Annotated in this window: 11 protein-coding genes and 1 pseudogene; 3 read left to right on the top strand and 9 right to left on the bottom strand. The window is 63.9% G+C overall.

Going from position 1 to position 15552, the window contains the following annotated elements:
• Window positions 1-24: 24 nt before the first annotated feature.
• Both O7634_RS12875 and O7634_RS12880 read left to right on the top strand, forming a co-directional pair.
• Window positions 25-546, top strand: a complete 522-nt coding sequence (locus tag O7634_RS12875; RefSeq protein WP_278150377.1) for a hypothetical protein — start codon at window positions 25-27, stop codon at window positions 544-546.
• A gap of 13 nt (window positions 547-559) precedes the next feature.
• Window positions 560-1462, top strand: coding sequence for a cupin domain-containing protein (locus tag O7634_RS12880; protein WP_278150378.1), 903 nt, complete (start codon window positions 560-562; stop codon window positions 1460-1462).
• Between the two features lie 948 nt (window positions 1463-2410).
• Here O7634_RS12880 and O7634_RS12885 read toward each other — a convergent pair.
• Window positions 2411-3226, bottom strand: coding sequence for a helix-turn-helix transcriptional regulator (locus tag O7634_RS12885; RefSeq protein WP_347404313.1), 816 nt, complete (start codon window positions 3224-3226; stop codon window positions 2411-2413).
• Window positions 3227-3629: 403 nt separating this feature from the next.
• Between O7634_RS12885 and O7634_RS12890 the strand changes: the two genes are divergently transcribed.
• Complete coding sequence (locus O7634_RS12890) at window positions 3630-3845, top strand: DUF397 domain-containing protein (protein ID WP_278150380.1); 216 nt, start codon at window positions 3630-3632, stop codon at window positions 3843-3845.
• A gap of 482 nt (window positions 3846-4327) precedes the next feature.
• On the opposite strand, the gene O7634_RS12895 is transcribed toward O7634_RS12890, so the two are convergent.
• The 8 genes and pseudogenes from O7634_RS12895 to O7634_RS12930 form a co-directional block, all read right to left on the bottom strand.
• Complete coding sequence (locus O7634_RS12895) at window positions 4328-5101, bottom strand: hypothetical protein (protein WP_278150381.1); 774 nt, start codon at window positions 5099-5101, stop codon at window positions 4328-4330.
• Complete coding sequence (locus tag O7634_RS12900) at window positions 5101-6129, bottom strand: hypothetical protein (RefSeq protein ID WP_278150382.1); 1029 nt, start codon at window positions 6127-6129, stop codon at window positions 5101-5103. Before O7634_RS12900 ends, O7634_RS12895 begins: the two co-directional genes overlap by 1 nt.
• A gap of 566 nt (window positions 6130-6695) precedes the next feature.
• Entirely contained in the window at window positions 6696-7415 is a 720-nt protein-coding gene (locus tag O7634_RS12905) for a PaeR7I family type II restriction endonuclease (protein WP_278150383.1), read from the bottom strand.
• Between the two features lie 3 nt (window positions 7416-7418).
• Window positions 7419-9095, bottom strand: a complete 1677-nt coding sequence (locus O7634_RS12910; protein ID WP_278150384.1) for an Eco57I restriction-modification methylase domain-containing protein — start codon at window positions 9093-9095, stop codon at window positions 7419-7421.
• Between the two features lie 201 nt (window positions 9096-9296).
• Complete coding sequence (locus O7634_RS12915; RefSeq protein ID WP_278150385.1) at window positions 9297-10613, bottom strand: AAA family ATPase; 1317 nt, start codon at window positions 10611-10613, stop codon at window positions 9297-9299.
• Window positions 10613-11779, bottom strand: coding sequence for a DUF262 domain-containing protein (locus tag O7634_RS12920; RefSeq protein WP_278150386.1), 1167 nt, complete (start codon window positions 11777-11779; stop codon window positions 10613-10615). Before O7634_RS12920 ends, O7634_RS12915 begins: the two co-directional genes overlap by 1 nt.
• A gap of 220 nt (window positions 11780-11999) precedes the next feature.
• Window positions 12000-12108: pseudogene (locus O7634_RS12925) on the bottom strand (IS5/IS1182 family transposase); the annotation flags it as partial.
• A gap of 46 nt (window positions 12109-12154) precedes the next feature.
• Window positions 12155-15502 (bottom strand): hypothetical protein, encoded by a 3348-nt coding sequence (locus O7634_RS12930; protein ID WP_278150387.1) that lies wholly within the window; start codon window positions 15500-15502, stop codon window positions 12155-12157.
• Between the last annotated feature and the right edge of the window lie 50 nt (window positions 15503-15552).

Genomic DNA, 15552 nt, shown 5'->3' on the forward strand with positions numbered 1-15552 from the left:
CCCGCCTGCCAGCGGGAGGCACAGATGATCCACTGGAGCGGACACTGGCATGGGTTCGGGCCCTGGGTCGGCGCCCGGGACGAGTTCAACAAGGAGTACCTGCGGCGACCAGGCGCGAACCTCACCGACGCGCACATCAGGGAGCACCTATCCCGCGAGATGGCACCCGGCGCCTTCCGTCAATGGCTGCTAACCCAGAGCGGAGCCAACGAGCACACCAGGACGTTCCTCGCGAACGACATGACCCCAGTGCAGCTCGGCCACTCACTGCTGAAATTGACGAAGGTGTCCGCCGATCGGACGTGGACCGATATCGATGACGCCCTGAGCTGGCTCGCCAAGACCTGGACCGACAACTCGCCTGGCGGCGACATCCTTCCGCTGGAAAAGACGATCGAGTACAACCGAGAAGCGCTCCTGCTCGGCAGCGACGTCAGCGCCGGCTACTACACCCCCGGCTTCAGCTACGTCGACTTCACGATCATCTGCTGCCCGAACCGCTTCTTCCCGAACATTCCCTGCCCCTTGCCACCCCCAACGCCATGAGAAGGGAGGGAGCATGTCGCTCAAGCTGCTGCTCCCCAAGGCCGGCGTCAAAGACCTGATCACCACCTGGCCGGACGAGGTCCGCGTCTACGACGGCGTGCCGGCTGAATTGGACCGCGTAGTCAGCACCGAGGATCTGTACGACTGGATCGACACCGGATGCGTGCCCGCCGCCGAGGTCGCGGTCGTGAAGTCGCCGAACCCGTCGATCAATCCGCTCTCGTTCAGCGCCAACGGACGGACCATGCCCGGTCGGCTGCGCTACCTGCTCAACAACGGCTACACCATCCGCTTCGGCCACATGGAACGCATCACTGCGAAGATCCATCGACTGGCGAAAGCCGTGCAGCAGGAGACGGGCTACAGCACCTTCGTTCACGCGTTCGTGACTCCGGCGGGTGAGCAGGGGCTGCGGCATCACTGGGACCAGCAGATGACCCTCGCCATCCAACTGGCCGGCGAGAAGCGATGGAACCTGTGGAAGCCGCTCTTCCCCGCCCCAATGCGTGACTATCACGACTCGTCCCTGACCTGGCAGGAGAAGTGGCGCGAGGACTGGACCGCGGCCGGCCCGGACGTCACCATCGACCTCAAGGTCGGCCAGGTCCTGGTCCTGCCCCGAGGATGGGTGCACGACCCGCACAACATCAGCGACACCGAGGACAGCGTGCACCTGACCATCGCCATCGGAGAGCGCACCCCGTACTGGGCAGCCGAAGAAATGATCAAGAGTGCGATCCGCGACGAGTCACTGCGGCGCGTCATCGCGCCCGCCGAGATGACCGGGCCCGGGCTGCATGACGTCGTCGAGGACACACGCAGCAAGCTGATCGCGTACCTGCAAACCTTGGACACGGAGGCGTTCACCAGTCACCTGCGGCACCTGGGCTACACCACGCTGGAGTACAACCACTGATCGAAGCCGCAGCGACACGCCCGTGCCCTCGGAGGATCGCCTCCAGGGGCGCGGGCGTGTCCAGTCGTTGAACCGGCTGTTGCTCACCGGCGGCTCGGCCCGCGACCCCTCGTGCGGCCTGTGGCAGGCAATCACATCTATCGAAGGGTGCGGCGCGCTCCGCCGTGTCTCCATCCGGGCAGGCTGGAGGGGGCTACAGCTGCACGGCGCGGCTATCCGCCGCTCCACCCGTCGAACGCGCTCATCTGGCCGTAGCCGCCGCAGACGCAGGTGAGCCCGTCGGAAACCGTTGGTGCCTCTCGAGTTGCAATCGTTCCAGGCGAAACGACCACTTCTCTCTGTGCGCCCACCGGCCGTTCACATGTCGATCTCGAAGCTGCTGTTGCTGGTCGGGTACTTGCCAATCTTTCTCCGCGTGGCGCGGCGGCTGACGCCTCGCTGCGGCGTAATCTGCCAGTGGCAGAAAGCCTGAGGCTGATGAGAAGTTGCAGGATGCAACTCTATGTGGCCTACGCGATGAGGAGGGCACTCGATGGTGAACGCAGGGGTTGACATGACGACGGACCAGATGTCCGGCGCACCTCGACTGCCTGAGAAGAGTCTTCCGGTGACTGCGCTCGGACGTCTGATGCCGACCGCTTGGTGGCTGGGCTCGATGACCGCCCAGAGGGAGCCGCTGCGCCGCGCGGTCTGCGCGGCGGTCGGGTTGACGGCCGGGGCTTGCCTTGACGACGTGCACGCCGCTGGGCTCGCTGGCGTAGCGCTGGTCGTCTCGGTGCTCATGGTTGGGCCTAGGTCGGTCGTGCTGCTTCTTCCGCCAGCCGCCGCCCCACAACGATGGAACCGGCTGTCAGGCGGGCGAGATGCCTCGCCGGCTTCCACCGTCCCGCGGATGAACGGGGCGCGGGTGCCGGGCCCTCGACATGCTTGGGGTGGCGGGGAGAGTGGTCAGTGAGGTGCGTCGAAGTCGAGTATCCGTCGACCATCTTTGGAGTCGGCCGCGACTGCCTGGGCGTAGAGGTTCGCGAATGAGACCTTATAGGCGTCCACCATGTCGGCGTCCTCGACGAGGGCCACGTCGTCAGGCTGGTTGTCGAGGTACACCACGTCTGGATCCCGTTCGGAGTCGAACTCGTGCAAAGAGAAGGGACCCACGAAGCCAGGATCTGCCGCGCTGTCGCGCTTAAGGATGACAAGGTCTAGGCGTGGGAGAAGATCCTGAATTTTCAAGAATTGTTCCCGCATGACTTCCTTGCTGCCGACGTGCTTGAGGGCGCGCTCGTCCAGCACGATCCGCACCGCTGAGTCGCGGCCGGCGGCAAAAACTCGCGCCTGTCGCGCCATACGCAGCCTCACCCTCGCCTGGGCGGCTTGCCCGTCCGAGCGGTAGTGCGGACGGGCGCTGACTACTAGTCGGGCGTATTCCTCAGTCTGCAGCAGTCCGGGGATCAAGAACGGATGGTATTGACTGATTCGCGAGGCGTCGTCCTCGTAGCCAAGGAAGTCCATGTAGGAGGGTGAAGCGTACTCCCGGTACTCGGCAGCCCAGTGCCGTCGACGTGCCAGGCGGGCCAGGTCAATCATTCGACCAAGCTCGCCAGGGTCGACTACCCCGTAGAACGACAACAACGCCCTCAGGTCGTTGACCGAAATGCTCACCGTGCCGCTCTCGATCCGAATGACCTTCGACAGCGACCACTCCATGGCCTGACGAACGTCCTCAAGGGAGTAGCCCCGCTCACTTCTGAGCTGGCGCAACGCCAGGCGAAGGCGACGACGATGTGTTGTGGGTCCCTGTCCTTCTACCGTCACGATCACGCCTTCCCGCCAATAATTGCAACGGGCAAATTGAAGGGAGAAGTTTGCCGCCGGCATCTTGCTTCTGCCCATTCGATTGAAGCCGAAGGTAGTAAGCTAGCAGACCGGCGCACTCGGCCAAGGGCTGGGTAATGCAGCCGGACATTTGTAGCCGAACGCCCCAGCCCCCTGCTATCTTGCTTACATAGCGCGAGCGCTGGTGTAACGCAAAGTAAAGGCCACGGTGGGTGGGCGGCGCACTGCTTTGTGCCCCGCCTCAATGCGGGCGGCCTAGCCCAAATCATCCAAAATTTGCAATCGCCCATGAAGCAACCCCTGCCACGATTGTCGCTCATTGGAGGTAAACGAAATGGAATCTGCAACCAAGCCGATCTGGACCCGGCGCAGTTCACGATGCGACAACGACCACTGCGTTACCGTGTCGCGCCACAACCAAGGCGTGGACGTCTTCGACTCGATCTCGCCCGGAACCGTCTTGTCCTTTCCTGAATCGTCATGGCACGCCTTCCTCCTCGGCCTTGGAACCCGCAAAGCACGAACATCCAGCGGGGAGCAGCAAGCCTGATCACCTGCAATGCGGCCCACAAGTCCGCACTCCGACACGTGACTGTCGGTTACCTGACACACGGAGCAGGGCGCCGAGGGTGTTGCCCTGCTTGGCTCCGTCCCGCCACCCCCGTGACGGCTAGCTCATGCTGGCTCACCAGCCGCTTCTTGAGCGAAGTCCCGTTGACTAGAGCCTACGAAGACGCCAAGCGATTGCCTTGTCACGACACGGCTTAGGCGGGTGTGGGCACCTGCCCTGGTGGCTCAAACTTCGTGGCGATCCGTCATGCCGTCGGTCGGTCTAGCATTCGGGAATAAACTGTGGCAGAGCGGAAGCATGGCGCTAACGTCAATTGCTGGTCACTGGACGGCGACCTGCGGCGGCGCTGTGGCTAGACCTATTCAGACGCCGAATCCATCCGCTATCAACGTCGCGAACCTTTTCTAGTCCCAGTGGAATAATCGCCGCGCAGTGGCTCGCTGCCAGGCGTCAGCGTCGAGTTACGGCAGTCGTATCTCGTAGGTGACCGGTTCGGCGTGTCCAAGGGCTTGGGGCCCGTCGAGTTCGACGAGGTCAGGTCCGTCCACGATGATGAGTCGCCAGTCCGGATCAGCCGCGGCAGCGACTTCGGGGCGTCCAAGGACGATCCGGCCAGCCGGGCGGGTGACGACCTGAAGTACTTGCGCACCCTGCCAGCACGTCAGGTCCGAGCCGTCTGTAGTCGAAGGTTCGACCTGCCAGCCCTTGCGCCGGTAACGGTGAGCGACGATGGCGCGAGCTTGTGCAATCGGTCCGTAAGTGGCGGTGACGTGGGGATCAAGGTATCGCCCAATCGTCCTCAACTGATCGGCCGTGACCCGTTGTGGGTTGGCGGCTCTTGGATTTTGGATGATCTCCAGGCTGCGCAGCCGTGGATCCTCGGCGAGGACGGTCCTGGGAACGGGGGCGGAGAACAGCGTGATGTCCACCGGTAGCCAGTGCATGGCGGCGCTTTTGGGGGGCGCGATTAGCCAGTACTCGTCGTGATGTCCATCGGTCTGAGGTGGGCCCGTGACGACCCCGGCGCCCCAGAGACCTGGTGTCGGGACGGCCCCGGTTGGTCCGGTGACCCAGAACAGCACCGGCTGGCCTGCCGCAAGCTGGTCGCGGTAGCGGCCGACTGTCCAGCTGCGGATGGTGAGGTTGCCGTCACGGATGAACCTGTGTAGGTCCCACTTGGCCGGGTTGCACCTGAGCAGCCACGCGCCGAGGTCGAAGGCGGCAGTTGAGGTCATCAGACGTCCTGCACGTGGGGCCGAGGTCCGTAGCGCAATTCATACGGCCGAGGTATGCCTTCAAACATCCGGTAGATCACGATTGTGGCGCGACCGAGAGGCTCAACCTGTCGGGTGCTCTGCCAGCCGATCATCAACCACTCGTCGAGGTAGTGCGGCAGGCTGAACCGGAGGGTGTAGGCAAAGTCGCCGTTATCAGCAGAGTTGCTGTCGTCAACTGGCCGGATGATCCATCCGGTCGCGGTGCGGTCCTCGGCGTCGCGAACGATGTCGATCCGATGGTCGCGTCGCCGGGCGGCGTGCCGCAGGAACCCGTCGATGTCTCCGGTGAGCGCGAGCATAAACGGCGCAGGCGGGAAGGCGAGCAGGATCTCGTCGCCGAAGCTGGCCTCCAGTTCTGACCGGAGCCGTCGGATCGCATCAAGCTGCGTTTGCTGCCCAGGTATCCCCGGAGGCAGCTGCGCGACCGCCGTGCCGAGGACGTGGCGGACGACCTGGCGGAATCGACCGACGGTGCCCGCCCCCACAACGTGGGGATGCACGGTCGAAGCGGCCTGCTCGACCCCAATGCGAAGCGCGTCAAACATCGGCAACGTCAGGTCAACGACGCTGATCTGGTGCGTCATCGCGAACTCGACCGCGTTATCCGTGAACCCCGATGTCGAGAACAGGGTGTACACGTACCGATACCTGTTCGACGTCATCCCGACGTCGAACTCGTTCACGTCGCAGACCGTGGCCCAGGCGTTGCGCACGACACCCAGCCCTACAGGCTCCTTGAGCTGATAGCTCTTTGCCTCCACGAACATCCGGATCGGAAGGGAGAACGGCGGCGTGAACGGGAACTCACCCAGCACGTCGGCCTGGTGCCGAGCACCACGCCCGCGCACCGCAAGCCCGGCGCCGGTCATCTCCAGCGCCGGGTCCCCGGACATTCGTTCAGTCAGGAGCTCGTAACCGCTGCGGCGTAACAGCCAGGCGATGACCTCTTCAAGGAGATAGCCGCCTACCTGCGCCTTGGTTGCCACCGATGCAGGCTACCGGCTCGAAGCGTTACCAGAGCGTCGCCCGGACGGACGCCGAACGACTCGGCACTGCAATCACCAAGGACGAGTTGGGCCCCGTCGGTTCAGGTTGCGAGCGCTCCGGGCGGTCCGGCTCTGGTACTTCACCGGCCGTCATGATCGATATCCGGTCGGACGGCCGCTTCGCGGCCTCCAAGGCTACGTCCATAGTGTCGCCCTCAGCCCCGACGGTCGCACCTTCCCGCGAGCAGCACGTGGGCTGCAGTACCCACCAAGGTCAACAACGTCGACCCGAACCCGGAGCCGTGCCGCTGCCCGATCTGCTTCCAGCTGGTCACGGGCGTCATCGAGTCCCCGGAGGGGGTCGCCCGGGTCCTGCCCCTAATCCGTCCCGACGGCACGGTCCACATGGTCGCCGAGGACGGCCCTGCCCACGTGGTGAAGCTGTCCAAGCGGCTGCCCAGCCGCATGGTAAGCGTCGTCATGGTCGGGGCGGTCCGCCGCACCGGCGTGGCGGTCAACGGCGACGGCAACCAGCGTACGAAGCGCGGAGCGCCAGCACTCCGGCGTTATGCGTTACGTAGAGCCTGCTTGGCGAACCTCACGCGAGCCTCGATCTGCGTCCACAAGGTTTCCGCAGTGGCCGTCGGGATTGGCTCGTCGTATCCGACGGTCTGGTCGGCATTGACCCAGGTGACGATCATCCAGCCGGCGTCGTAGACCTTCTGCGAGATGAATCGTTCGATGGCGGTCGCGTACTGGGTCGCATAGGTCATGTCCTGGAACGCGGTATCTATCGCCTTTACGCGCAACTGCCCCGGTGGAACCGGCTTGATCGGTTTGCCGCTTTCGCAGTCGCGGTTGAACGTGATGCACCAGGCGGACCAGACCCCGAGTGTGCCGAAGGCCTTGGTCATCTCCTGGACGGTCTTGGCGTCGACGGAGCTGCCGATGGCCTCCTCGATGCGGTTGTTCGCGTTGTTGCCTGGGCTCGACGCCTGCGACTTCAGCTCGACGACGCCTACCAGGTTGCCCTTGTGCATCGCTACGACGTCCCAGTTCTTTGACCGGCGGAAGTAGCCGGGGACGACGCTGTCGATGGTCACCTCGTGCTCGGGGAGCCCTGCGTCGATGAACATCTGTCGGACGAACGCGGAGATGCTCTGCATGTGCCTGGCGTCGCGGGCCTGGGCTCCGGTGTTCGACTTTCCGTCTGCGGCCAGCTTGGCGACGGCGGCGTTTTTCGCCTTCCACCAGTTCTCCAGCAGTGGCTGCACATCACGGGCCATGGGTCAGAGTCCTTCGGTGAGCTCGTAGCTGGAGAGGTCGATGTCGTAGGCCCTGGCTGCGGCCTGCGTGGCTGCAAGGACGTCCCGCCTGCGGAACGCGTCACGGAGCGCGTCGGCGATGTCACCGGGGATCGCGTCGGGTGCCGGCACGCGGATCTGCTTGAGGTACTGCGCCTGGAACCGGAGGGTTCCCCCGCGCATCCGCACGCAGTAGGCCTCGATAAACGCCTGCGCGACTCTGGAGAGTAGCAACCCTCCGAGTACCTCCATGTCCCAAGTGTCGGAGACGACGTAGTAGAGGTTGTGGTGCGGGTAGTAGCCGCCGCTTTCTAGAACGGGATGGATATTGGTCTTCATGTCCTGGATCAGTAGCTTCGGCCTGTCTGTGACCGCGGCGTTCACCTTGTCAATGGTCCGGTACCAGGAGCCCGGCGCTTTCTTGGCAACGAAGCGGTCCTTTAGGCTCGGGTGCTTCCCGAGGTACGCCGCCATCCGCGGGTAGTCGGCGAGGTTGACCAGCCGGCCGTCGGCGTCCCACGGGTTCACCAGGTAGTTGCCCTGCCAAGCGAACGAGCCGGTTTTCAGGTCCTGTCGCATTGCGAGCGGGAGCATCCGATCCGGCTCGACGGCGTCGTGATCCTTGGTGACGTACGCCTTGTCCGCGCCGGTCGCGATCCCGATAGCCACCCTGGTGCCGGTGTCGGGGTCATGGAGTGGGCCGAACTGGTCGTTGAGTAGCTCGATCAGGGCGAGTCTGGCTGGGGATCCGGTCGGCCAGAAGGATCCGCTGTTGAACCAGTGCGGCAGTCGGTGGGCCTTGACACCGACGTCGAGAAAGTCGTGGAACGAACTGTCCGAGGCGGCTTTCGCGAGTGCGAACGCCTGCGCCGCTCCGAAATCCGCGGTCGTGTTCGCGACGACCGCAGGGCCCTGCGGCCTGTTCGCGAGGACGGTGATCGCCGGGTAGGCGGATACCTGGGCCTCGAAGGCATCGACGTCGTGCATCGTCCAGATCTGCTCGACCGAGTAGCGCGACGCGACGAGCTCGCGCAGCGCAGCACCGTACTGGTTGCGCATCCACCTGTCGGCGCAGATGAAGCCGAGTCGGCCCTCCGGCTTGAGCATGGCGAGACAGCGTTCGATGAACCCGACGTAGATGTCCCCGCGGCCGCGCATCGTGGACCAGGTCCGGCGGTACGCGGCGGCGGTCACGTCGTCGAGGTCGTCGTAGCGGATGTAGGGCGGATTCCCGATCGCGACATCGACCTCGCGGTCTCCCACATCGTCGAGCAGGAAGTCATTGTTCCGGACCCAGGTCGCGGCCAGCGACGTTGCGGTCGGCTGTGCTGCGCCCGCGGCAACGAGGAGTTCCCGGCACAGAGCCCGCGACGTACGAACGTGCTCGGGCTTCAGGTCGTAGGCGCGGATCGCATCAGCCAGGGTTGCGAGGTCTCGCCCGCGGGAGCGCGCGGAGGCGATCAGACGCTCGACGGCGGGCCCGAGAAATGCCCCTGAGCCACAGGACGGTTCAATGAGGTAGAGGCCGCCGAGGTCGCGATCAGCCGTGTAGCCCGTAAGGTCGAGCAGCACGTCGACGACCCATCGCCTGGTGAACACCTCGCCGTAACTCACTGGGGAGACCGCGTCGCGTTCCAGAAACACCTGCTCGACTGCGCTCACTGTCACCCTCTGCTCGCCCGATTCATCACTTCAGCTCGTGAACGAGCGATGATCTCAGGTTACCCAGAGAGGATGACATCGACGGGAAGGCCACACGTGTCGGAGGTCGTCGCGTCCCGTCCCTGCCCCGAGTCCCCTGACCGATCCGGGGGTAGCCGCCGGCGCGGACCGAGTCCCTGCCGATTCACGCAGCCGGCCCGCCTACTTCCATCCTGTCGTGAGATCGGCGACGAACTGGGAAGCCTCCGATGGATTCTGCTCAACCCAGATCGCGGCGAGGCCCGCCAAGACCTCTACTCGTCCGAACTCTTTCCCTAGATCGTTGACCCAATCATGGGGATCGCTGCCTTCGATCCCATCGAGAAATCGGGCGACCTCTTCTTTCGATCGGCTCAGTCTGGAACTCAGCTTGCCGGGATCGAGCGCTATCTGTTTGAACAGCGTGTCTGGATCTTGGTTTGTGGGCAACAATACTGCTGGCCATCCGCCTTCGCGCTCCTTGAGATTTCCACGCTGGTCCCCGTCGAAGGCGAACGCAAAGCGGATATCCGGCCGCGGGTGGCGCGGCAGGTGCTCGTGGAGTTTGGTGAGATAGCCGTTCCCGGTTCCCCACACCACCGTAGTTCCGCGAAGGAGTTGTTGATCGGCGTATTCAATCAGTGCTCGGACCAGGTACCTAGCAGACTCGTCTTCGCAGAAAATCACATGCTCGACCGCTGGACGGGTAAGCAGCACATTAGCGATATTTGGGTCGTCGGCAGCGTGCTCCGCGAGGGTCACACCGTTTTCATCCATGCGCAGAAGGGTGAACGCCTTTTGCTCCAATGCCCGAACAATGATCTCTTCCGAATGTGTGGTGAGTACAACTTTCCATCCATTGAGCAGGCAAAGTTGCAAGATGCGCGCAAGCAAGGATGAGACCCCAACGGGGGGCAGGAAAGCATCGGGCTCGTCGAGAAGCAGTATGAGGTCCTTCGCCTCTCGATACTGTTCCAATATCCAGAACAAGAAATGGACTGAAAACTCTCCCATCCCCATATCACGTGAGGAGTAGTTGAGACCGCGGTATCCAACCCGGAAGTATGGCACCAGCGGCTGATCGCCTGACCACTTGAACCGCTGAGCAATCGCTTGATCACTTGGCTCGATCTCCAGCGCGTACCACTCCACAGAAGCGTATTCGCGTCCCACGACGCGCGTTAGGTCAGCTAACCGGTCGGCGCTAGGTCCGAGTTCGTCGTATTCGTCAACCATCGCATCCAAGTCGTCGCGCGACCGCAAGATCATGAGCGCCTGTTCGCACAAGTGGTGCAGGTCCAGCAGAAGTGCGCCGTCGCCGAGTTCGTCGGAAATCTGTCGGAGCAGTCTTGATTTACCTGCTCCGTTCTTGCCTCCTACAACAACGCAAGGGTTGGAGAGGTCAAGGAGTGAACCCCCTACAACCAAAGGCCGCGCTGCTGGATTGGAGTGCGACGACTTGAGCTTAGCCCAGATGCGATCTTCCGCAGATCTTCTCATCAGGCTTCCAGGGACTCAACGAGGGGGTCGCCCCATCCCGCATTCTCGACGTAGTCAAAAACCAGCGCGGGAGCAGGACGCACAAGATCGGATCGCAGTTGATTCAACAGATCACTTGAATGTTTACGTCCGGGAGTGTCGAAGAATGCTTGAGAGAAAAGGTGGACTACGACGTCTCGAGCGAGCACTGACGACACGTCAGTGACGCGGTAGGACGCTCGATCGTCGTAGAGGCTCACAAGCTCCAAGAGCCGGCGTACCTCGGGCCTTTCGTCGTTCACATCGCCACGCTTGAGCCGCCCGCGCTCGCGCTCGAAGCGGCCGAGCAAGTCCGGCGGCAACGGCCCGGTGACTATCGGGGCCCAATAGCAATAAACGAGCCATGTCTGCAAGGTGCCCTTATTGAATTTGATCCGAGCTTCCGAGCCATCTATCTGCTCCCGCAGTGCCGCGCCAGCCGCCCGGACACCGGCGATGGTCGAGTCCGAGAATGCATGGTCGCGGTAGCGCTGCTCGACGACAGTGTTATTAATGTGCCTGCGAAGAGTGCCAACTTCAATGGCAACGCAAGTGCGGGCAACGATGTCGTCGTAAGCAAGGCGGCCATTTGTAAACCCGATCCGATCCTTTTCGAGCAGTCCAAGATCGGAAAGCTCAACAACCAGATCTCTCACTTGATTACGCGCCGCGCCGTGGAGCGCATTCCGCTTCTCTGGTGGAGTGAGATTGTAAGATTGGTTTAGCCTGAAGAATAGCTCATTCGGCTCTTGGGGCTGATAGCCTGTAAGCGTGATAATTGGCAGAACAAAACGGTTGACGGCACGACGAACGCGATCAGGAAGGTTGCGATAACGCATCCCGCCGAGCGCTCTAATCTCGTCGCTATCCGGCTCGGCCTTGCCGTCGATAACGATCTTGTTGGCGAAGAAGTCGCGAATTGCGGCGAGTCGTTGCTGACCGTCGAGAACTACCTCGTTGCCATCCGGGTGGATAACAATATGAATGGCGGGAATGTACCATTCGCGCAAAATCGTATCGACCAGTCGCTGGCGCCGCTTAGAGTCCCAGATCTCGCCGCGTTGGAAATCAGGTTGTAGATCAAGCTCACCGGCGTTGATCCGGCTCACGATCGTCTCTAGCTGAAGATCGGACTTTTCGAGCTTCACGTTAGGTCCTTCTCGTCGGCGCCGTCGGTGCGGCCATCCCGATAATGCTGCCAGGTAATGGGCTCGTGGCGCGAACCGCCTCGCCGACGCTGGCCGGAAGCGGCTCGGAGGCCAGGGCTCCCAGTGGGGGCGTCTAAACGGGCTGCAACGGGGTGGGAGCTGGCCACGCTTTGGCGGACTGCATGATGATCAACTCGCGCCTCGACGTGGTCTTGCAGGACCAGGTGGTGGCGATAGCTCCTTCGCCGCAGGGCGCGGATCTTCGCGTGGGCGCGATTCACGGTCATCTGCCGGCGTGGCGGCTTCGGCCGGAAGCGGCGCCGCTTGAACAACGCTTCGCGCCGATGCGCGCATCCACAGCCCTGGACACGTCCCTCAGTCGGTGCAGCGATCGGTCTCAGCACTGGAACTGGCGTCGCCGTCGAGCGCCGAACGGAAGTCGAAACCGTCGACCGCGAAGGCGCTGACCAGCCGGCTTGCTGCGCTCGCTGCGGCGTCATCCGCTGTGCACGCCGTCGCGATGATCACGTGAATGAGCGCCCTGTGCCGAGAGGTTTTCCAATAGTGTCCAGGACTCCCGGGCACCCGGTCGAGAACATGGAGACACGCGTGCGGATGCGTGAGCGCGAGGGTGCGCAGCCGACGCAGGACGTGCACGTTGAGCCCCATATCCGGGGCGAGGCTGAGGACTTCGTACAACTGGTTCAGTGACCACGCGTCGTCGAATCGGCCGTTGACGAACCAGTCGTCGAAGGCTGACAGCTCGTCTGGGTCGGCTCCGCGTCGGACCGCGTCGATGCGGTACTCCCACAGCCGCACGAGTCGCTCGCGGCGCTCGGGGTCGGTGGGCTCGTCGCGGTTGAAGCTGCGACCGGCCGATTCGACGATGATGCTGGCGGCCTCGGCGGGTGCCTGCTCGTAGAACCGCTGCAGGAGATGGTCCGGGTCGTCGAGGTCGAGATGGCCGAACCAGAACCGGTTACCTAGGTGAAACGCCAGCAGGTTGGCTCGTGCTTGTTCCCATTCGTTGTTCGGGGTGGGTGTGAGAATGTCTACCGCGCGCAGGTAGTGCGGTCGAAGCAGCCCCCACGCGGTGTCGGTCAGCACCCGGTTCTCAAGGTGCCCGTTCCAGGCGGCGCGCCACGCCCGGGTGTGTTCGGGCTCGATCGGCAGGATGTCGCAGAGGTGGCGGGAGGTCCAGTCGGGATCCAGTCTCAGCAGCGCTTGCAGGAGCTGGCCGAACATCGCGCGGACTGCCAATGCTGGGTCGGCGGCTGGGGTGACGTGCGCGTCGAGGACCTGCGTCACGTCAGACACGCCGGTGTATTCGGGCCGCTGCTGGGCGCGCAGGCCCCAGAGGATCGCTGCACGCAGCGCCTCTGGGCGGACGGCGTCGAGTGAGGCCGACGACAACTCACCATCGTCCTGCTCGTTCGGTGTGTCCTCTCGCTGAGGGTCGGGGTCGGCGCAGGCGGCGCTGATGATGGACCAGATGGCAGGTTCGGCGTCCGAGGGGATTCGTTCTGGGTCGGCTGTCGGGTCGGCGGTAAACAGGCGCATCACGCTATAGCGGGCCGTGCGCCACTGCCGCTCACGACGCTGAACCACTTCGGCGGCGAGCTCCCTGGCGGCTTCGCCGTCGATCCAGGCCAGCAGGGTGGTCAGTGGCTTCCAGTCGAGGCATTCCTTGGCCCTGGCTGCTTCCCAGAACCCATCCAGGATCGACGTAACGTACTCCGGTGGTAGCCCGATGAAGGCCGCGGCGTCCGTCGACCACCGAGTGGCCTCACGCGCCACCGCAGCCGAGAGCGCAGGCCTGATCGCCGACCGGTCGAGCTCCCGCCGGTCTTGCGGTGGCTGCCACTCGTGCAGCAGTAGGGCCAGCGCCTCGGCCGTTAGCTGCTGCAGTTCGGCGACCCCGACGACATCCTCACCACCCCACGCCGTGAACGCTACAGGTGGAGGTACTGACCAGTCCGGGGCGGGACCGTACTGTGCGACGAGCGCCTCGTAGCGGGCGCGGCGGTCGCCGTCCAGCAGCGGTTCGAGAGCGGCGAACCGGTCGCGGCGCCAATGGTCGATTCGTTGACGTAGAAGGTCCTCGGCCTCGACGGCGCCTACGCCTTCGCGACGGATGCGCTGCTCCCACACCGTCGTGTCGGGTTTTCCGTCGAAGAAGTCGAGCAGACTGCGAACTTTGGGCGTCTCCAGCCAGGTGTGTCCGGCGGCGGCGAGCAGAAGGTACTCCCGCTCGACGGCGTGGTCGACGGCCAGCGTCGGGTCCAGCAGAGACTCCGCGACCAAGTCAGGCGCGTCGTAACCACGAAGGCGTAGCAGGTGCAGCCGGATCCGGCGCAGCACGTCTGGCCCGCCGACCGCAAGCTCACGCGCGGTGTCCCGCACCGAGAGGATGCCGTCGTCGTGCAACGCGGTGCCGATCTCGATGAGGACATCGACGAGGGCGTTGGAAACGTTTGTGTCACTGCGACGTTCGCGCAGCGGTTCGATCGCCGGCCGCCAGATCCGGGAACGCCCCTTCGCAGGGCTTGTGACAGCCCTGTTGAGCTCGTCGACCAGCAGCGCCAGCACCGGCCGGCCGACGATACGGGCCACCGGCGGCACGGACTCTCGCAGCACCTGGACGTGGTCATAGCTGCGTCCACTGGTTGCGCCCATGTTCGAAAATCCGCCGAGTACCGCGCGGAGCAGGTCCATTCCTGCGGCTGGGTGACCGCCTTCGACCAGGCGCACGGCCAGGTCACCAATCTGGTCTGCGGCGATGACACCGTACGGTCCGGGAATCGCCGCTACGAGTTTCGGCGCCAGCGTCGCGGCCTCGTCCGGCGGGATGGCCAGGGCCAGCCGGGTCAGGTCCCACACGACACGGCTGTTCTCGGTCGGTGCCATCTCCAGGACTGCTCGTACTACGTCGGCGGGCACGTCGGCCGCTACCCGCGCCAGATAGTCCGACTCCGGCCAGGCCGGGACTTCCACGCTGCCGTCCGTGGTATCGAGTCGCGGCTCAGGCGGGAACTTGAAGAATCCCTCCTCGGTCAGCGGGCCGATCCAGGCTGCGGCAGCCCGGCTGAAGAACCGCTGGCGGGTGACTGAGTTCGATGGAAGTCGCTGCCGCAGCTCCTTGGCCAGCTCAATAGTTGGCTCGCTGCCGAGCAACGCGTCGAGCCGGTCGAAGACACGGACGTATTGTTCCTCGAACCGACCCAGCACGAGTTCGAGCAGGTCCTCGAAACGGGCGAAGTAGTTCCGGAATTCGCGGTCGAGCGGACGGGCACGTTCCAGGGCGTGTCGGTGGGCACGACCCGCGAGGTTCGACGCTGAGTCGCGCTCGGCCTGTTGAAGCCAGAACACCGCAACGGGATGGTCGGTCGGCAGGTCCAGCGCCGCGCACACGGCGGTGATGCTTTGCAGATGTCCCCGTTTCTCCTCTTGCTGTTTCCGCTTTTTGCCGCGCTTGTCTGGACTGGGGGTGTTCGGCACCGTTCGGGGTTCAAGGATGTAGCGCAGAGAACTGTCAACCTCCCGCAGGGCGTGGCTGATCAGGTGCGTGGCGCTGCGGTGAGAGGGCGACTCCACCAACATCTCGCACGCGTCACGAAAGAAGTCTGCCGCACCGGACCCTACGAGACGCGATAGCTGTGCCACGATCCGCGCCTGGCGCGGCGACAAGGAGCGAGCGCCGTTACCGTCCTGAACGTCAAGCACCGACAACCTGATCGCTCCCCTGCTATTCCGTGCTACGCGGTGGCTGCTGC

It is taken from the genome of Micromonospora sp. WMMD1120 (assembly GCF_029626235.1).
In the GTDB taxonomy this organism is placed as follows: domain Bacteria; phylum Actinomycetota; class Actinomycetes; order Mycobacteriales; family Micromonosporaceae; genus Micromonospora.